The 18,677-nt window shown below is 48.1% G+C and carries 16 protein-coding genes; 15 read left to right on the forward strand and 1 reads right to left on the reverse strand.

Translation table 11 applies throughout. The features are described from left to right. Positions 1 to 23 precede the first annotated feature (23 nt). The 7 genes from SLU01_RS00080 (at position 24) to pyrG (ending at position 10,009) form a co-directional block, all read left to right on the forward strand. Positions 24 to 875: a 3-hydroxybutyryl-CoA dehydrogenase gene (locus tag SLU01_RS00080; RefSeq protein WP_147054047.1), complete on the forward strand. Its 852-nt coding sequence runs from the start codon at positions 24 to 26 to the stop codon at positions 873 to 875. Between the two features lie 199 nt (positions 876 to 1,074). Beyond that, a complete protein-coding gene (locus tag SLU01_RS00085; RefSeq protein ID WP_147054049.1) occupies positions 1,075 to 2,211 on the forward strand; it encodes an acyl-CoA dehydrogenase in 1,137 nt (378 codons plus the stop codon). A gap of 33 nt (positions 2,212 to 2,244) precedes the next feature. Continuing rightward, a complete protein-coding gene (locus tag SLU01_RS00090) occupies positions 2,245 to 3,384 on the forward strand; it encodes an acyl-CoA dehydrogenase (RefSeq protein ID WP_147054051.1) in 1,140 nt (379 codons plus the stop codon). A 13-nt stretch (positions 3,385 to 3,397) separates the two neighbouring features. Beyond that, positions 3,398 to 4,021: a TetR/AcrR family transcriptional regulator gene (locus tag SLU01_RS00095; protein ID WP_147054053.1), complete on the forward strand. Its 624-nt coding sequence runs from the start codon at positions 3,398 to 3,400 to the stop codon at positions 4,019 to 4,021. Positions 4,022 to 4,038: 17 nt separating this feature from the next. Next, a complete protein-coding gene (gene icmF / locus SLU01_RS00100) occupies positions 4,039 to 7,296 on the forward strand; it encodes a fused isobutyryl-CoA mutase/GTPase IcmF (protein WP_147054055.1) in 3,258 nt (1,085 codons plus the stop codon). A 371-nt stretch (positions 7,297 to 7,667) separates the two neighbouring features. Beyond that, positions 7,668 to 8,228, forward strand: coding sequence for a DNA-directed RNA polymerase subunit delta (gene rpoE, locus SLU01_RS00105; protein WP_147054057.1), 561 nt, complete (start codon positions 7,668 to 7,670; stop codon positions 8,226 to 8,228). A gap of 167 nt (positions 8,229 to 8,395) precedes the next feature. Beyond that, complete coding sequence (gene pyrG / locus SLU01_RS00110) at positions 8,396 to 10,009, forward strand: CTP synthase (protein WP_147054059.1); 1,614 nt, start codon at positions 8,396 to 8,398, stop codon at positions 10,007 to 10,009. A gap of 104 nt (positions 10,010 to 10,113) precedes the next feature. On the opposite strand, the gene SLU01_RS00115 is transcribed toward pyrG, so the two are convergent. Further along, a complete protein-coding gene (locus SLU01_RS00115; protein ID WP_147054061.1) occupies positions 10,114 to 10,632 on the reverse strand; it encodes a DUF2529 family protein in 519 nt (172 codons plus the stop codon). A gap of 181 nt (positions 10,633 to 10,813) precedes the next feature. On the opposite strand from SLU01_RS00115, the gene SLU01_RS00120 reads away from it, so the two are divergent. From SLU01_RS00120 to SLU01_RS00155, 8 genes are all read left to right on the forward strand, one after another. Next, positions 10,814 to 11,182: a response regulator gene (locus tag SLU01_RS00120; RefSeq protein WP_147054063.1), complete on the forward strand. Its 369-nt coding sequence runs from the start codon at positions 10,814 to 10,816 to the stop codon at positions 11,180 to 11,182. A gap of 135 nt (positions 11,183 to 11,317) precedes the next feature. Continuing rightward, complete coding sequence (locus tag SLU01_RS00125; RefSeq protein WP_147054065.1) at positions 11,318 to 12,175, forward strand: class II fructose-bisphosphate aldolase; 858 nt, start codon at positions 11,318 to 11,320, stop codon at positions 12,173 to 12,175. Between the two features lie 353 nt (positions 12,176 to 12,528). Further along, the gene (gene fsa / locus SLU01_RS00130; protein ID WP_147054067.1) at positions 12,529 to 13,176 is read left to right on the forward strand and encodes a fructose-6-phosphate aldolase; all 648 of its coding nucleotides are present in this window, start codon (positions 12,529 to 12,531) and stop codon (positions 13,174 to 13,176) included. A gap of 19 nt (positions 13,177 to 13,195) precedes the next feature. Beyond that, on the forward strand, positions 13,196 to 14,473 hold the full coding sequence (gene murA / locus SLU01_RS00135; RefSeq protein WP_147054069.1) for a UDP-N-acetylglucosamine 1-carboxyvinyltransferase: 1,278 nt from the start codon (positions 13,196 to 13,198) through the stop codon (positions 14,471 to 14,473). A 286-nt stretch (positions 14,474 to 14,759) separates the two neighbouring features. Then, the gene (gene glpX / locus SLU01_RS00140; protein WP_147054071.1) at positions 14,760 to 15,725 is read left to right on the forward strand and encodes a class II fructose-bisphosphatase; all 966 of its coding nucleotides are present in this window, start codon (positions 14,760 to 14,762) and stop codon (positions 15,723 to 15,725) included. 294 nt (positions 15,726 to 16,019) lie between these two features. Then, positions 16,020 to 17,303 carry a transcription termination factor Rho gene (gene rho, locus SLU01_RS00145; protein WP_147054077.1) on the forward strand — a complete coding sequence of 428 codons (1,284 nt, stop codon included), beginning with the start codon at positions 16,020 to 16,022 and terminating at the stop codon, positions 17,301 to 17,303. A gap of 189 nt (positions 17,304 to 17,492) precedes the next feature. Continuing rightward, on the forward strand, positions 17,493 to 17,708 hold the full coding sequence (rpmE, locus tag SLU01_RS00150) for a 50S ribosomal protein L31 (protein ID WP_147054073.1): 216 nt from the start codon (positions 17,493 to 17,495) through the stop codon (positions 17,706 to 17,708). A gap of 216 nt (positions 17,709 to 17,924) precedes the next feature. Continuing rightward, positions 17,925 to 18,527, forward strand: coding sequence for a thymidine kinase (locus tag SLU01_RS00155; RefSeq protein ID WP_147054075.1), 603 nt, complete (start codon positions 17,925 to 17,927; stop codon positions 18,525 to 18,527). Positions 18,528 to 18,677 lie beyond the last annotated feature (150 nt).

Here is an 18,677-nt window from a genome sequence, read left to right on the forward strand (position 1 = left end):
GCAAGAGACGGAGGAACTTCATTATGGAAATCAAAAAAGTAATGGTCATCGGAGCTGGACAAATGGGCGGAGGCATCGCCCAAGTATGTGCGCAAGCGGGCTTCGACGTGAAATTAAACGATATTAAAGAAGAGTCCTACACGAAAGGCCTCGCTGTCATTACGAAAAACCTTTCACGCAATGTCGAAAAAGGGCGTATGACAGAAGACGAAAAAAATGCCATCCTTGGACGCATTACGAAATCACTCGACCTGCAAGACGCATCCGACGTTGACATCATCATCGAAGCTGCAGTCGAAAACATGGACATTAAGAAATCAATTTTTGCAAAGCTTGACGAAATCGCGCCAACATACGCCATTCTTGCGACAAACACGTCATCATTGCCAATCACGGAAATTGCTGCGGTGACAAAACGTCCTGAAAACGTCATCGGCATGCACTATATGAACCCGGTGCCTGTCATGAAACTCGTCGAAATCATCCGCGGCCTTGCGACTTCAGACGAAGTGTACCAAGCGGTCGAGGACATGACCCGTAAACTGGAAAAAACACCGGTCGAAGTGAACGATTTCCCGGGATTCGTCGCAAACCGCGTCCTCATGCCGATGATCAACGAAGCGATCTACACCCTTTACGAAGGCGTAGCATCCGTCGAAGCAATCGACGAAGTGATGAAACTCGGCATGAACCATCCGATGGGACCTTTACAACTCGCTGACTTCATCGGCCTCGACACTTGCCTATACATTATGGAAACGCTACACGAAGGCTTCGGCGACTCGAAATACCGCCCATGCCCGTTGCTGCGTAAATACGTCAACGCTGGCTGGCTCGGAAAGAAATCCGGCCGCGGGTTTTATGAGTATTCATGAATTTTGCAGAACGTAAGCTTAGTTCGAAGGTCATGAAATGGTGATATCTTTCGGGATTCAATAGATAAATCCCGGAATTCGATCGATAAAAAACTAGATTCAATAGATAAAATCCCATATTCAATAGATAAATCCATCGGTCCGACCGATAGTTCATTACCGGACCATAAGGAATTTTATTTTAAAGGAGTTAATTTCAATGGATTTACACTTCACCGAAGAACAGCAGATGATGCGCACGATGGTGAGAGACTTTGCGAAATCGGAAATCGAACCGTTCATTCCACGTATGGAAGCGGGAGAATTCCCACGCGAAGTTCTTACCAAAATGGGTGAGCTCGGCCTCATGGGCATCACCGTCCCTGAAAAATACGGAGGCTCCGATATGGACTTCATCTCCTATATTATCGCCATCCACGAGCTGTCGAAAGTGAGCGCGGTCATCGGCGTCATTCTCTCCGTTCATACATCTGTCGGGACGAACCCGATCATGTATTTTGGGAATGAAGAGCAGAAAAACCGCTACTTGCCGAAAATGGCATCGGGCGAATATTTGGGTGCGTTCTGTCTCACAGAGCCGGGCGCAGGTTCAGACGCCGGATCACTGAAGACGAAAGCCGTGAAAAAAGACGATCATTATGTGCTCAACGGCTCGAAGGTCTTCATCACAAACGGCGGAGAAGCGGATGTCTACATCGTCTTCGCATCGACCGATTCATCCAAAGGGACGTACGGCATCAGTGCCTTCATCGTCGACAAAAACACACCGGGCCTGATCATCGGAAAAGATGAGGAAAAGATGGGTCTTCATGGATCGCGAACTGTACAGCTCACATTCGAAGACATGAAAGTGCCCGCGGACAACTTGCTTGGCGAAGAAGGAGAAGGTTTTAAAATCGCCATGGCGAACCTCGACGTCGGCAGAATCGGCATCGCTGCGCAAGCGCTTGGCATCGGGGAGGCGGCTCTTGAAGCAGCTGCCGGCTATGCAAAAGAACGCGTGCAATTCGGCAAGCCGATCGCGGCCAATCAAGGCGTCGGCTTCAAAATCGCAGACATGGCGACCGCTTCCGAAGCGGCAAGACTCCTCGTCTACCGCGCCGCCCAATTGCGCGCGGAAGGCAAGACATGCGGAAAAGAGGCCTCCATGGCAAAGCTGTTCGCATCCCAAACAGCAGTCGACAACGCCATCGAAGCCGTCCAAGTATTCGGCGGTTACGGCTACACAGAAGACTACCCGGTTGAGCGCTACTTCCGCGACGCCAAAGTAACCCAAATCTACGAAGGCACAAGCGAGATTCAACGTATTGTAATTAGTAAGCACTTGACGAAGTGATTTTATATACATTACCCCTAGGAGGAAACAAACATGGATTTTAAACTATCAGAAGAACATGAAATGATTCGCAAAATGGTACGCGACTTCGCAATGAATGACGTTGCGCCAACTGCAGCAGAACGTGACGAAGAAGAACGCTTCGATATGGACATCTGGAACAAAATGGCGGAACTCGGCCTCACAGGCATCCCTTGGCCAGAAGAATACGGCGGCATCGGCAGCGACTACCTCGCCTACTGCATCGCCGTCGAAGAACTATCACGCGTCTGCGCGTCAACCGGCGTTACACTATCCGCTCATACATCACTTGCAGGATGGCCGGTCTTCAAATTTGGCAATGAAGAACAAAAACAAAAATACCTTCGTCCGATGGCAGAAGGAACAAAAATTGGCGCATACGGCTTAACTGAACCAGGATCGGGTTCCGACGCAGGCGGCATGCGCACAACTGCAAAATTGGACGGCGACCACTACGTATTGAATGGCTCAAAAATCTTCATTACAAACGGCGGAATTGCTGATATCTATATCGTCTTCGCTGTCACTGATCCGGAATCAAAACATAAAGGCACAAGCGCATTCATCGTCGAAAAAGACTTTGCAGGCTTCTCTGTCGGTAAAAAAGAAAAGAAAATGGGCATTCGTTCATCACCGACGACGGAAATCATGTTCGACAATTGCCGTGTGCCAAAAGAGAACATGCTTGGTGAAGAAGGCGAAGGATTCATCATCGCAATGAAAACATTGGACGGCGGACGCAACGGAATCGCTGCACAAGCGGTCGGCATCGCGCAAGGTGCACTTGACGTAGCGGTTGACTATGCGAAAGAGCGCGTACAATTCGGCAAACCGATTGCGGCGAACCAAGGCGTCGGCTTCAAGCTTGCAGATATGGCGACAGCGACAGAAGCTTCACGTCTTCTCACATACCAAGCGGCTTGGCTAGAATCAAACAACTTGCCGTATGGGAAAGCGTCTGCGATGGCGAAACTGATGGCTGGGGATACAGCGATGAAAGTGACGACGGAAGCTGTCCAAGTGTACGGCGGCTACGGCTATACAAAGGATTATCCGGTAGAACGCTATATGCGTGACGCGAAAATCACGCAAATCTACGAAGGAACGCAGGAAATCCAGCGCCTTGTCATCTCCCGCATGCTGACTAAATAATCGGGGGTGCCTTATGCAAACGAAACGCGAAGTGCAATCATCGGTCAAAGATGAAAGTCTGATAGAAAAAAGGCGAGAGCAGATTATCCACGGGGCCGTCCAGCTATTCAAGGAAAAAGGTTTCCACCGTGCAACGACACGGGAAATTGCCAAGGCGGCGGGTTTCAGCATCGGCACGCTTTACGAATACATTCGAACGAAGGAGGACGTCCTCTACCTTGTGTGCGACAGCATTTACAACGAAGTGCAAAGCCGCCTGTCCACTTCGATGGACCAGGAAGGGAATGTAGAGGGACTCCGCACGGCAATCGACACATATTACCGACTCATTGACGACATGACGGACGAATTTGTCGTCATGTACCAAGAATCGAAGTCCTTGCCGAAGGATGCCCTCCAATACGTCCTGAAAAAAGAGATGGAGATGGTCTCCCTATTCAAAAACCTCCTAGGCGCGTGCGTCCGATCAGGAGAATTGCGAATTAGCGAGAAAGCCGTCGACATGGCGGCCCACCACGTCGTCGTCCAAGGCCAAATGTGGGCATTCCGCAGATGGGCCCTGCGCGGCGACTACAGCATCCAAGACTTCATCAACTTGCAAACAGACCAACTATTCAATGGGATTGTGAAGAATTAAGAAGGGGTGAGCGACAAATGCACACAACAGAAATCTACAAACCGAAACATCATGTCCGTTTCGTTACAGCATCCAGCCTATTCGACGGACATGACGCATCCATCAACATCATGCGCCGCATCCTGCAATCGACAGGTGCGGAAGTAATCCACTTAGGGCATAACCGCTCCGTCGAAGAAGTCGTCAACGCGGCAATTCAAGAAGACGTACAAGGGATCGCCATCTCCTCCTACCAAGGCGGTCATGTCGAATACTTCAAATATATGTACGACCTCCTCCAGGAAAAAGGCGCTCCGCATATCCGCATCTACGGCGGCGGTGGCGGCGTCATCCTGCCGAAGGAAATCAAAGAACTGCATGACTACGGCATCGCTTGGATCTTCTCGCCGGAAGACGGTCGCAAAATGGGCCTTCAAGGGATGATCAATCGAATGGTCGAGGAATGCGACTTCCTGACCGAAGTGGAAAATGAAATGGACAATCTGGAGAAAGTCGACACAGACCGTCCGGAAGTACTCGCGAATTTGATTACGTACGCGGAGGAAATGTATAACGAGGAAAACCCGGCCGCGATTAACCTCATCAAACAAGCAAGGGAGTTATCCAAAAACACTCCTGTTCTAGGAATTACAGGTACAGGGGGAGCAGGGAAGAGCTCGCTTACGGATGAGCTGATCCGCCGTTTCTTACGCGAATTGCCGGAGAAGAAAGTGGCAATCCTTTCAATCGACCCGACGAAGCAGAAGACGGGTGGGGCATTGCTCGGCGACCGGATTCGGATGAACGCGATTTTCAACAAGCGGGTCTTCATGCGCAGTTTGGCGACGCGTGGTTCGAGATCCGAGCTTTCGGGTGCCATTAAAGATGTGCTGGACGTTGTGAAGACGGTTGGCTTTGACTTGATCATCGTTGAAACGAGCGGGATCGGGCAAGGGGACGCGGAAATTACGGAAGTATCCGATGTGTCGATGTATGTCATGACGAGCGAGTTCGGTGCGCCGACACAGCTTGAGAAAATCGACATGATCGACTTTGCGGACTTAATCGTCATTAATAAATTCGAGCGGAAAGGTTCTGAGGATGCACTTAGCCAAGTGCAGAAGCAATACCAACGGAGCCATCTGCTGTTTGATCAAGACCTTGGCAAGATGCCTGTTTACGGCACAATCGCGAGCCAGTTCAACGACAAAGGGACGAATTCGCTTTTCGCAGCGCTCGTGTCGAAGTTGAATGAAAAATGCGGTCTCGACTGGGAGACGTCTTATACGGATTTCGTCAAGACGCAAAAGCAGAACGTAATTATACCGAACGACCGGATGCATTATTTGCGTGAAATCTCGTCTACGGTTCGCGACTACCATAAGAAATCCGGACAGCAAGTCGACCTTGCCCGCCGTTTATTCCAACTGGAAGGCGCAATCGAAGCGGTGAATGAAAATGGGTCTGACAATGCGCTTGTCGCTTCGCTCGATTCATTGGCGGAAGGCGTGCGCGATGAGCTTTCTGCGGAATCAAAGCGGATTTTGAATAACTGGGAAACGTTGAAAGAATCATATGCGGGTGATGAATTCATTACGAAAATCCGTGATAAAGAGCTTCGTATTCTACTTACAACGACGAGTTTGTCAGGGTTGAAGATTCCGAAAGTGTCGTTGCCGAAATTCAAGGACTACGGCGAAATTCTTCGCTGGGTGTACAAAGAGAACGTCCCAGGTTCATTCCCATATACGGCTGGTGTTTTCCCGTTCAAGCGTGAAGGGGAAGATCCAAAGCGCCAATTCGCGGGTGAGGGGACGCCGGAACGGACGAACCGCCGTTTCCACTATTTGTCGAAAGATGACGATGCGAAACGGTTGTCGACGGCATTCGACTCGGTGACGCTGTACGGTGAGGATCCCGACGAACGTCCGGATATTTACGGGAAAGTCGGAGAGTCGGGCGTCAGCATTTGTACGCTTGAGGATATGAAGAAGTTGTATGACGGCTTCGATCTTTGCGCACCGGCGACGTCTGTGTCGATGACGATCAACGGTCCTGCGCCGATCATCCTTGCGATGTTCATGAATACGGCTGTCGATCAGCAAGTGAAGTTGAAAGAGGAAGAATTGGGCCGCGTATTGACGGTGGAGGAGTTCACGGAAGTGCGCAATGCGACATTGCAAGTCGTCCGCGGAACGGTGCAGGCGGATATTCTGAAGGAAGACCAAGGGCAGAATACATGCATCTTCTCGACGGAATTCGCGCTTCGTATGATGGGCGATATCCAGCAGTACTTCATTGACAAGAAAGTACGCAATTACTACTCTGTCTCGATTTCCGGCTACCATATTGCGGAAGCGGGCGCGAATCCGATTTCACAGCTTGCCTTCACGCTTGCGAACGGCTTCACGTATGTTGAATACTATTTGAGCCGTGGCATGAACATCGATGATTTCGCCCCAAACTTGTCGTTCTTCTTCTCGAACGGTCTCGATCCGGAATATACGGTCATCGGGCGCGTAGCCCGACGCATTTGGGCGGTCGCGATGCGCGAGAAATACGGCGCGAACGAACGGAGCCAGAAGCTGAAGTATCACGTGCAAACATCAGGACGCAGCTTGCATGCGCAGGAAATCGATTTCAACGACATCCGGACAACGCTGCAAGCACTTATGGCATTGCAGGATAACTGCAACTCGCTCCATACGAATGCATACGACGAAGCGATCACGACGCCGACGGAAGAATCCGTGCGCCGTGCAATGGCAATCCAGATGATCATTACGAAAGAGCACGGTTTGTCGAAAAATGAAAATCCGATTCAAGGCTCTTTCATCATCGAAGAACTGACGGATCTTGTCGAAGAATCTGTCCTCCAGGAATTCGAGCGGCTGAACGACCGTGGAGGCGTGCTTGGCTCGATGGAGACGCAGTATCAGCGCGGCAAAATCCAGGAAGAATCGATGCTTTACGAAATGAAGAAGCACTCGGGCGAACTGCCGATCATCGGCGTCAACACGTATTTGAACCCGAATCCGCCTTCCGAAGAGGACATCGACAATATGGAAATCGCGCGTGCGACGAAGGAAGAGAAAGAAACGCAAATTGCCAACTTGCGCAGCTTCCAATCGAAGCATAGCGACGAGTCGGCTGACGCTTTACGCAAACTGCAAGAAGTCGCAGTATCCGGCGGCAACATCTTCGCAGAACTGATGGAAACCGTCAAATCTGCAAGTCTCGGCCAAATTACAAATGCATTATACGAAGTCGGAGGCCAATACCGCCGCAATATGTAAGCAAAAACGAGAACGCTCTTAAAAGGGCGTTCTTTTTTTCCGGCAGGCACCTGGATATTTAATTTTACTTTTTGAAATAAAGTGGATTTTGCCTGTTCTATCCACGTATAATAAAAACATCGAAAGAAAGAGGTGGGGAAATGAAACTGTATCATCATGTATTGATTATCATAGTGATCATAATCCTCCTTTTTTCCTTGTACGGCGCAGGTTACGGTGCTGTTCCCTTTTTACTGGCCGCCATTTATCTTGGATGCGTCAGTGTTAAAGAATTCAGGCGTTTTAAGAAGAGTAAAAGATGGTAGCATAATAGGCACTTCATTGTATATAATGATAAGTATGTTTTTGTTCAGAGAAAGGACGTGCGTATAATGAACTTAAAAGAATTGACAAAGGAAGAACTCCTTGAAGAATCAATGATCAATATCGCTTTTGCCATTTTGACAGACAGACACGAAGCGTTGACGCTTGATCAATTAATGAATGAAATCCGCGAATTAACAGGTATGTCTGAGAGTGAGATGAAGAGCAGGCTTCTACAGTTCTATACAGATATGAACATCGACGGAAGATTCCTTGCCATCAACAACAACCAATGGGGGTTGCGCGAGTGGTATCCGGTCGAACAAATCGAAGAAGAGACGGCTCCTGTCGTTAAAGTCCGTAAAAAGAAGAAGAAAAAAGTGTACGAAGATGACGAGGAAGACGAAGAGGAAGAAGAGGAAGTCGACGAGGACGAGTTGTTCGATGAAGAATTCGATGAGCTTGACGACGATGAAGAAGACGACGAAGAGGAAGAGGACGAAGAAATCATTGAAATCGAAGAAGATCTCATTGATGACGAAGAACTCGAAATCGTTCCTGACGATGAATTGGAAATTGATGATGAAGACGAAGATGAGGATGAGGAAGAAGAAGAGGACATCCTTTAACACTTTCCGCTTGACTTCGAGCGTCCAAGGATTTAAGCTTCTATTTGGGCTCCTTGAAAAAGGACACATGAATCCGTGTATAAGCGCTCCTATTGTAGCAAGACTACAGAGGAGCGCTTTTTTAATTTTCATAAATCAAAACCCCTATTACAAAGGAGGAGCTATATATGACAAAATACATCTTTGTTACTGGTGGAGTTGTTTCATCTCTAGGGAAAGGAATCAACGCAGCATCCTTAGGAAGACTATTGAAAAGCAGAGGTCTTCAAGTAACGAACCAAAAATTCGATCCATACATCAACCTGGACCCTCGCATGATGAGCCCGTATCAGCATGGGGAAGTTTTCGTCACGGAAGATGGTGCTGAAACCGACCTAGACATCGGTCACTACGAACGGTTCATCGACATCAAATTAAACAAATACTCCAATGTAACGATGGGGAAAGTATACTCCTCCGTCTTAAGAAAAGAGCGCCGCGGCGACTATAAAGGGGCGACAGTGCAAGTCATCCCGCATATTACGAATGAAATCAAAAGCCTTATCAAACGTGCAGGCCAAGAAACGAATGCGGACGTCGTCATTACGGAAATCGGAGGAAGCGTCGGCGACATCGAATCGCTTCCATATCTTGAAGCAATCCGTCAAATGAAGACAGACCTTGGCAAAGATGATGTCATGTACATCCATAATACGCTCATCCCATACTTGCACGCTGCCGGTGAAATGAAAACAAAGCCGACACAACATAGTGTGAAAGAATTGCGCGGACTTGGCATTCAACCGAATATGATCGTCGTTCGAAGTGAATATCCGGTGCCTCAAGAAATGAAAGACAAGATTGCATTGTTCTGTAACATCAAACCTGAAGAAGTCATTGAGGCGCTTGATGCTGAAACATTGTATGAAGTGCCGATCCGTCTCCACGCGCAAAACATGGACAAGATCGTTGTCGATTTCCTTGGCCTTGAAACGAAGGAGCCTGAGCTATCGGAAATCGAGGAGCTTGTAAACCGCGTGAAAAATCTATCGCGGAAAGTGAAAATCGCACTCGTCGGTAAATACGTGGAACTTCAGGACGCGTACATTTCAGCGGTGGAAGCATTCCGTCACGCAGGTTATGAATTCGATACGGATATCGAATTTGACTGGATCAATTCAGAAGAAGTGACACGTGAAAACGTCGCTGAAATATTGAAGGACGCTGACAGCATTTTCGTTCCAGGCGGTTTTGGCGATCGTGGAATCGACGGCAAAATCGAAGCTGTCCGCTATGCCCGTGAAAATGGAGTTCCGTTCTTCGGTGTAGGCCTTGGCATGCAGCTAGCCGCAGTAGAATTTGCACGAAACGTTCTTGGAATCAAAGATGCACATTCAGTTGAATTCAACAGTGAAACGGAAAATGCGATTATTGAAAACAACCGTGATTTCGAAGATCGCTCCGACATTGACCAAGCAAGCGGCGATATGCGACTTGGCGCGCACCCTTGCAAGTTGAAAGAAGGCACAAAAGCACAAACTGCCTACAACGATGAGTTGGTCTATGAACGTCACCGCCACCGTTATGAATTCAATAACATTTACCGTGAGCAGTTCGAAAAAGCCGGTATGATCGTAGCAGGGGAAAGCCCGGACGGCCATCTAGTGGAAATGATCGAATTGAAGGATCATCCATTCTTCATCGGAACTCAATTCCATCCAGAATTCGCATCACGCCCGAACCGCCCACAACCGCTCATCCGCGAATTCATTCGCGCAGCACTGGAACACCAAAAAGCATAAACAACAAAAGCAGAAACCATCCCAAAAGACGGTTTCTGCTTTTTTTTGAGCAGTGCTTTTTAAGTAGCGCCCGCTTTTTGAGCGGTGGCTGGCACCAAAAAAAATTAATCCTCTTCAAAAATCATTTCATCATATGCCATCTTAACGGCCTCATATAAAAATAAAGCGGCTAACAGATGGGGTTCGACAATCCTCCCGCCGTCATTTCCGGGCAGGATTCCTTTCACTAGGCCTGTTGCCATATATGTATAGGCGAGATCTGACAGCTCGTTCTCATCATTTGCCTTATCACCCGCAACAACGGCGAACGGGATGAATTTCTCGCTTAGCATCCTTGCCATGTCCAATGCGCGTTCGTCGGTTGCGGAGCGAGTAAACAGCCAAACCCGGTCTGCCGACTGGATTTCCATGCCTTCCTCGAATTGAACCGCGCCGTGGAATGGTTCGGCACCAAAGAGTGCATTTACACCGACAGCTTTCATTTCACCAAAGCCTGCAAAGATGACGCGACCTTCGCCGATTGTTGCTTGAGCTAACAGGCGAGCAGTCTCCTCTACAGCTTCTTCATTATTCGAACCGGCACGCTGCAAGAGCCCGCTGATTTGTGTCGTCAATATTTTCATGTCTACCACCTCACACCCATTATATTTTCTTCGTGCCATAAAACCAAGTTTCCTATCCCGAAATGACCAGAATAGGAAAAAATATTAATATAATGTATGAAAAAAGAAGGAGATTCTACTTTTATGTACAACTATATACAATGGGGGAGTAACACAATTAATTTTAAGGGGTGGGTCCTAATTGAAAAGGTTGCTGATCGTCGATGATCAAACGGGAATACGTCTGCTGTTGAATGAGGTATTCACGAAAGAGGGGTTTGAGACGAGACTTGCTGCAAATGGGGCAGAAGCACTTCAATCGGTTAAGGAGATAAAACCTGATTGCGTGTTACTGGATATGAAAATGCCAGGAATCGATGGGGTAGAAGTGCTAAAAAGAATAAAAAAAGATTGGCCGCTACTACCAGTTATTATGATGACGGCTTATGGAGAGATTGAATTAACGGAAGAAGCGCTTCATAACGGAGCCGACAAGTACTTTACGAAACCATTCAATATTTTTGAAATTCGCGACGCAGTCAATGATATTATCGCATTTCAAGAAAATTAAAAAATGTATCAACCGATGCTCGTACAGCCTACATTTCAGACAGTAGTAAATACTGTCTGTTTTTGTTATGATAAAAGAGGTAAATTACGTATCGAAAAATAAATTCATCACAATCATCCAGAGGAGGATATTGCTATGACACTTGTGTCAATGAAAGAAATGATGATCAAAGGAAAAAAAGAAGGATATGCAATCGGGCAGTTCAATTTGAACAACCTTGAATATACGCAGGCGATCCTGCAAGCGGCGCAAGAAGAACAATCACCTGTCATACTTGGAGTATCTGAAGGTGCAGCTCGCTATATGGGCGGCTTCACGACAGTCGTCAACATGGTGAAAGGATTGGTGCACGACTACAAAATCACTGTACCCGTCGCCATCCATCTCGACCACGGCTCCAGCTTTGAAAAATGCAAAGAGGCAATCGACGCGGGTTTCACATCCGTCATGATCGACGCATCTTCCAAGCCGCTTGCGGAAAACATTGAAATCACAAAGAAAGTCGTAGAATATGCACATGAAAGAAACGTGTCTGTTGAAGCAGAACTTGGAGTCGTCGGTGGACAAGAAGACGATACGATCGCAGACGGCGTCATCTATGCAGACCCTGCAGAATGTAAAGAACTTGTCGACAACACGGGCATCGATTGCTTAGCGCCTGCACTTGGATCCGTCCACGGACCATATAAAGGCGAACCGAACTTAGGATTCGAAGAAATGGAAGTCATCTCAAGCCAGTCTGACCTTCCACTCGTCCTCCACGGCGGCACAGGCATCCCGTTAAAAGACATCCAACGTTCCATCTCGCTCGGCACAGCGAAAATCAACGTCAACACCGAGAACCAAATCGAAGGCACAAAAGCAGTCCGCGAAAAATTGAACGCCGACGCCGACGTTTATGACCCACGGAAATACTTAACACCAATGCGCGAAGCCATCAAAAAAACCGTAATCGGCAAAATGCGCGAATTTGGGAGTAGCAGAAAAGCGTAAGACGGCGTTTAGCCCCGACAAGCGCTGGAGAGATTGAAAAAAAGGCGTCCTTTGCCTTTTATTTCAATCCCGAAGCGACTCGAGGGGCTGCCGCCTGAAGCTGGACAAGGAAAAGCGTAAGGCGCTTGCTCAGATGCGACAGGCATAAGGCGAAGATGCGGCGTGGCGGTCTTTGCCACAGAGCAGCTTTGACTTATGACCCGAGCATCTAGCGCCTGAAGCTAGACAAGGAAAAGCGTAAAGCGTCTGCCCGGAACGAAAATCAACGGTTTATTTAGCAGCAAAAAGGAGAAGCATCACCATCTAGATGCCTTCTCCTTCTTTCCCATTCATGAAGGAGGAACTGATGACATATGAAATTTTTCATTGATACAGCGAACTTTGAGGAAATAAAAGAAGCACACAGCTGGGGAATTATCTCTGGTGTAACAACAAACCCATCTTTAGTAGCGAAAGAAAATATTTCATTCCATGATCGCCTTCGCGAAATTACCGCACTCGTACCGGGTTCAGTGAGCGCCGAAGTCATCGCACTAGACGCAGAAGGAATGATTAAAGAAGGCCGCGAGCTTGCGAAAATCGCTCCGAATATCACGGTCAAACTTCCCATGACGCCGGAAGGTTTGAAAGCATGCTCCGTTTTCGCCCAAGAAGGCATTAAAACAAACGTGACCCTCATTTTCAGTGCCAATCAAGCATTGCTTGCCGCACGCGCTGGAGCCACTTACGTATCCCCTTTCCTCGGCAGACTTGACGATATCGGTCAAGACGGAATTCAGTTGATCAGCACGATTGCGGACATCTTCACTATCCATGACATGGACACGCAAATCATTGCAGCATCCATCCGCAGTCCGCAGCATATTACAGACGCAGCACTTGCCGGAGCGCATATCGCGACAACTCCATTCAACGTGCTCAAGCAATTATTCAATCACCCGTTGACAGACAAAGGCATCCAACAATTTCTCAATGATTGGGAATCCAGAAAGAACAAGTGAAACGCCAAAGGAGACTGAAATGGACGTTTATAAAATTAGAGGCGGCAAACCTTTACAAGGAACGATAAAAGTGAGTGGGGCTAAGAATAGTGCCGTCGCATTGATCCCGGCTTCCATCCTGGCGGATTCACCTGTAACGATAGACGGGCTTCCGGAAATATCGGACGTCTTCACGCTTCAAGCGCTTCTTGAAGACATTGGCGGAAAAGTGGATTTTGCTTCAGGAAAAATGACGATCGATCCGTCGGAAATGGTCGCCATGCCACTTCCAAACGGCAATGTGAAAAAGCTAAGAGCATCCTATTATATGATGGGCGCGATGTTAGGCCGGTTTAAACACGCGGCAATCGGTCTTCCGGGGGGCTGCCATCTTGGCCCCCGTCCAATCGACCAACACATCAAAGGCTTCGAAGCGCTAGGCGCAAAAGTGACAAATGAACACGGTGCGATCTATTTACGTGCGGATGAATTACGAGGCGCCAAGATCTATTTAGACGTTGTCAGCGTCGGTGCGACAATTAATATCATGCTCGCGGCGGTCCGCGCAAAAGGCCGGACCATTATTGAAAATGCGGCAAAAGAACCTGAGATCATCGATGTTGCAACATTGCTTTCGAATATGGGTGCAAACATTAAAGGCGCAGGAACTAATGTGATCCGGATCGAAGGCGTTGAAAAACTCCACGGGACGAAACATACGATCATTCCGGATCGTATTGAAGCAGGCACGTTTATGATCATGGCAGCAGCTGTAGGGGACGGCATTACGATTGATAACGTCATCCCTTTCCACGTCGAGGCATTGACCGCGAAATTGCGTGAAATGGGTGTCAAAGTGGAAGAAAGGGAAGAGCATATTTTTATTCCGAAATCGGAGAATTTGCTCGCATGTGATGTGAAAACCCTCGTCTATCCCGGATTCCCGACCGATCTGCAACAGCCTTTTTCAGTGTTGCTGTCGCAAGCAAACGGGACGTCGGTCATCACAGACACAATCTATTCCGCGCGTTTCAAGCAAATCGATGAGTTGCGGAGAATGAACGCTGATGGAAAAGTGGAAGGGCAATCAGTCATTCTATCCGGCCCGACACCGCTCCAGGCGGCAACTGTCCGCGCATCCGACTTACGAGCAGGCGCTGCTCTCGTCATCGCAGGCCTGTTGGCTGAAGGCGAAACAGAAATCCAGGAAATCCAACATATCGAACGCGGCTATAGCTCACTGATCGAGAAACTCCGAGGTATCGGCGCCGACATCCGAAAAGAGTCGGTCCCTGAAAAAGCGGCTGTGAGTGAATAAAGTGAAACTTCAATCAGTGGTGGTTTTCCACTGATTGGATGAACAAAGGCTAAGTTCGCAACGTCCTGTTGCAACGCCTTTGTGACCAGCATCCTGCAGGCCCGAACCAATCGGGCATTTACTGGCTGTTGATCCCAAGCTACATTTTTAGATTTAACAATTTTTGACTAAAGGGATCTTACAGCCAGTTAATGCGGGGTAAATGGTAAATGGATTATGCTATACTATAAAGTGACAAAACAAACGGCTTGAAAATGAAAAGCGTAAAACGGGAGGAACAATCATAATGGAACGCAGTTTATCGATGGAATTAGTACGTGTAACAGAGGCGGCGGCAGTTTCAGCATCACGCTGGATGGGACGCGGTTTGAAAAACGAAGCGGATGATGCCGCAACGGAAGCGATGCGTACTGTGTTCGACACGATTCCAATGCAAGGGGTCGTCGTGATCGGCGAAGGCGAAATGGATGAGGCACCGATGCTCTATATCGGCGAAGAGCTCGGAACAGGCCAAGGTCCGGAAGTGGATGTCGCAGTAGACCCGCTAGAAGGCACGAACATCGTCGCATCAGGTGGCTGGAATGCACTTGCAGTCATTGCCATTGCGGATAAAGGAAACCTCCTCAACGCCCCTGACATGTACATGGATAAAATCGCAGTCGGACCAGAAGCAGTCGGTAAAATCGACATCGACGCATCCGTCACGGATAACCTGCATGCCGTCGCTAAAGCGAAAAACAAATCGATTGATGAAGTTGTGGCAACTGTCCTCAACCGTGAACGCCATTCGAAAATCATTGAAGAAATCAGAGCTGCCGGAGCGCGCATCAAGCTCATCAATGACGGAGACGTGGCAGCCGCTATTAACACGGCATTTGACGACACAGGCGTAGACATCCTGTTCGGACTCGGTGGAGCACCCGAAGGCGTAATCGCTGCAGTCGGATTGAAATGCCTCGGCGGAGAAATCCAAGGACGCCTCGTTCCTTCGAATGATGAAGAACGTGAACGTTGTGAAAAAATGGGCATCGACATTTCGAAGGTCCTCTACATGGACGATCTCGTCAAAGGCGACGACGCCATTTTCGCAGCAACCGGCGTAACAGACGGCGAATTGCTCCGCGGCGTCCAATTCAAAGGCGGCTACAGCGAAACACACTCACTCGTCATGCGCTCAAAATCCGGCACAATCCGCTTCGTAGAAGGACGCCACAGCATGAAGAAAAAACCGAATTTGGTTATGCAAGACTAAAACAAAAGCGGAGGGCGGCGTCTAGCCTCGACAGGCGCTGGAGGTCTTGAAAAAAAGGCGCTTTTTGCCTTTTCTTTCAAGACCGAAGCGACCCGAGAGGCTGCCGCCCGCAGCTGGACGAACAAAAGCGTCCGTCTGAAGCGGAAATCAACAGATATAATTAATTTTCCTAAATCAAAAATAGCAAGCCTCATTGCCCGGCATCTCGCCGGGCACACTTCTATTCATTGATTCACCTACCTAGAAAAACACAACCTCAAAAAATAAAACAATTAAAGAACGGTGCTGAATAACATGACCATCCTAACAATCAGCAGCTTGGAAAATATGACTTTAAAAGAGTTGTACGAGCTTGCAAGAAACTATAAAATTTCCTATTACAGTAAACTGACAAAAAAAGAACTCATCTTTTCTATCCTTAAATCAAGAGCCGAACAGGAAGGATTTTTCTTCATGGAAGGCGTACTTGAAATCATCCAATCGGAAGGATACGGATTCCTCCGCCCGATCAACTACTCGCCAAGTTCCGAAGACATCTATATCTCCGCATCTCAAATTAGACGTTTCGACTTGCGCAACGGGGATAAGGTAACCGGGAAAGTTCGTCCGCCAAAAGAAAACGAACGATACTATGGACTGCTGCAAGTGGAAGCAGTCAACGGGGAAGACCCGGAAGTTGCGCGCGAACGCGTCCATTTCCCGGCACTCACACCGCTTTATCCTGACCGTCATATCAAACTTGAAACGGTACCGACGAAATTATCGACGCGAATCATGGACTTAGTGTCACCTGTTGGTTTCGGTCAACGTGGACTCATCGTCGCACCGCCAAAAGCGGGTAAAACGATGCTGCTCAAGGAAATTGCCAACGCCATAACGACAAATCATCCTGAAGCAGAGCTGATCGTTCTTCTCATCGACGAACGTCCTGAGGAAGTGACGGACATCGAACGTTCCGTCAAAGCCGATGTCGTCAGCTCCACATTCGATGAAGTACCGGAAAACCATGTCAAAGTCGCAGAACTTGTATTGGAACGCGCAATGCGCCTCGTCGAACATAAACGCGACGTCGTCATTCTTATGGATTCCATCACTCGTCTGGCTCGGGCCTATAACTTAGTCATCCCGCCAAGCGGCCGTACACTTTCCGGAGGGATCGACCCAGCGGCATTCCACCGTCCGAAGCGATTTTTCGGAGCGGCGCGAAACCTTGAAGAAGGCGGTAGCTTGACTATCCTTGCCACTGCATTGATTGACACAGGCTCGCGTATGGATGAAGTCATCTATGAAGAGTTCAAAGGGACAGGCAACATGGAACTGCATCTCGATCGCAGTCTCGCAGAACGCCGCATCTTCCCGGCACTCGACATTCGCCGCTCTGGCACACGGAAAGAGGAACTGCTCATTCCGAGCGAACAACTCGAAAAACTATGGGCCATCCGCAAAACATTTTCCGATGCCCACGATTTCGCGGAACGCTTCTTGAAGAAATTGAAGCAATCCAAATCGAACGAAGAGTTTTTCGATAAGCTGAATGAAGAAATGAAAGCCCATCGAAATGGAAAAGGGTTGTTATAATATCTTGAGTTGATGAAATAAAATACTTGCGCAGGACATGCAGATTTGTTATACTTCTAAAGTGTGGTTTTTACCACCATCTGCTGCATATACGGTTGACACATACGGGCCGTGTAAGGCATCAGTCTTATGCAATACCTTACAATAATACTCTGTTCCAGATGGTTCAGGGCGAGAGGAGAGAGACCGATGAGAGCAGGAATTCATCCAAACTACAAACTTGCAAAAGTTACTTGTTCATGTGGTAACACATTCGAAACAGGTTCTGTAAAAGAGGACATTCGCGTAGAAGTTTGTTCAGAATGCCACCCATTCTACACGGGACGCCAAAAATTCGCTGCAGCGGACGGACGTATCGACCGCTTCAACAAGAAATATGGCTTCAAAGAAGAAGGACAAGAATAATTCATATAAACCCGTCGGATCTACATCCGGCGGGTTTTGCTTTTTCGTAGGATGCATTTTGCGGTGCCTGCCACCCTTGCGTAAGCATTCTCGCATATAACACATTCCGCTACGAAATAAAAGACGTCAAATCCAGTTGTTTTTGATGTATGATAGACATTCCGATAACAACAGATGATAGTTTACATAGAGTTGATAAGTGAAAGGGGAACCAACATGTACGTAGCAATGCAAGGCGGTTGGATAGAAGTAATTTGTGGAAGCATGTTCTCAGGGAAATCGGAGGAATTGATCCGCCGGGTGCGTCGTGCGCAATTTGCGAAACAGAAAATCGCTGTATTCAAACCTGAAATCGATGATCGATATAGTGAGGAAGCGGTTGTCAGCCATAACGGAACGACCGTGATTGCAACACCTATTGCGGAATCCGCACAAATTGAACAATTCATTAAAGATGACTACGATATTATTGCAATCGACGAAGCGCAATTTTTTGACGAAGGCATCGTAGACGTCGTCATGGAATTGGCGGACCGCGGATTCCGCGTCATCGTTGCGGGTCTTGACCAAGACTTCCGCGGGGAGCCGTTCGGACCGATGCCGCAATTGATGGCTGTCGCTGAAAACGTTACAAAACTTCAGGCGGTCTGCACGGTCTGCGGATCTCCGGCAAGCCGTACGCAACGACTTATCAACGGACAACCTGCAGGCTACGATGATCCGATCATCCTCGTTGCCGCGTCAGAAGCATATGAGGCGAGATGCCGGATGCACCATGAAGTGCCGAATGGCATTACAGCCAACGCTGCAGTTGAATAAGATGTGAAGGAGCTGTCCAGAAAGTCAAAAACTGACTTTCTGAGACAGTTTTTTAATTTAAGGTCCAAGCGTGCATCTAAAATAAGTGGTCTATTCTAAAATCTGTTTGTTCTTCTATGCAACCATTTTCTACTAGCTGCTAATTGCCCG

It is taken from the genome of Sporosarcina luteola, from assembly GCF_007991495.1.
GTDB classification, from domain to species: domain Bacteria; phylum Bacillota; class Bacilli; order Bacillales_A; family Planococcaceae; genus Sporosarcina; species Sporosarcina luteola.

What these genes read in the sequence shown, in the direction of transcription:
- rho (WP_147054077.1), top strand. Translation starts at nt 16,020, where the DNA reads ATGACCATCCTAACAATCAGCAGCTTGGAAAATATGACTTTAAAAGAG.
- pyrG (WP_147054059.1), top strand. Translation starts at nt 8,396, where the DNA reads ATGACAAAATACATCTTTGTTACTGGTGGAGTTGTTTCATCTCTAGGG.
- rpoE (WP_147054057.1), top strand. Translation starts at nt 7,668, where the DNA reads ATGAACTTAAAAGAATTGACAAAGGAAGAACTCCTTGAAGAATCAATG.
- fsa (WP_147054067.1), top strand. Translation starts at nt 12,529, where the DNA reads ATGAAATTTTTCATTGATACAGCGAACTTTGAGGAAATAAAAGAAGCA.
- SLU01_RS00155 (WP_147054075.1), top strand. Translation starts at nt 17,925, where the DNA reads ATGTACGTAGCAATGCAAGGCGGTTGGATAGAAGTAATTTGTGGAAGC.
- SLU01_RS00090 (WP_147054051.1), top strand. Translation starts at nt 2,245, where the DNA reads ATGGATTTTAAACTATCAGAAGAACATGAAATGATTCGCAAAATGGTA.
- rpmE (WP_147054073.1), top strand. Translation starts at nt 17,493, where the DNA reads ATGAGAGCAGGAATTCATCCAAACTACAAACTTGCAAAAGTTACTTGT.
- icmF (WP_147054055.1), top strand. Translation starts at nt 4,039, where the DNA reads ATGCACACAACAGAAATCTACAAACCGAAACATCATGTCCGTTTCGTT.
- SLU01_RS00085 (WP_147054049.1), top strand. Translation starts at nt 1,075, where the DNA reads ATGGATTTACACTTCACCGAAGAACAGCAGATGATGCGCACGATGGTG.
- SLU01_RS00115 (WP_147054061.1), bottom strand. Translation starts at nt 10,632, where the DNA reads ATGAAAATATTGACGACACAAATCAGCGGGCTCTTGCAGCGTGCCGGT.
- glpX (WP_147054071.1), top strand. Translation starts at nt 14,760, where the DNA reads ATGGAACGCAGTTTATCGATGGAATTAGTACGTGTAACAGAGGCGGCG.
- SLU01_RS00095 (WP_147054053.1), top strand. Translation starts at nt 3,398, where the DNA reads ATGCAAACGAAACGCGAAGTGCAATCATCGGTCAAAGATGAAAGTCTG.
- SLU01_RS00080 (WP_147054047.1), top strand. Translation starts at nt 24, where the DNA reads ATGGAAATCAAAAAAGTAATGGTCATCGGAGCTGGACAAATGGGCGGA.
- SLU01_RS00125 (WP_147054065.1), top strand. Translation starts at nt 11,318, where the DNA reads ATGACACTTGTGTCAATGAAAGAAATGATGATCAAAGGAAAAAAAGAA.
- murA (WP_147054069.1), top strand. Translation starts at nt 13,196, where the DNA reads ATGGACGTTTATAAAATTAGAGGCGGCAAACCTTTACAAGGAACGATA.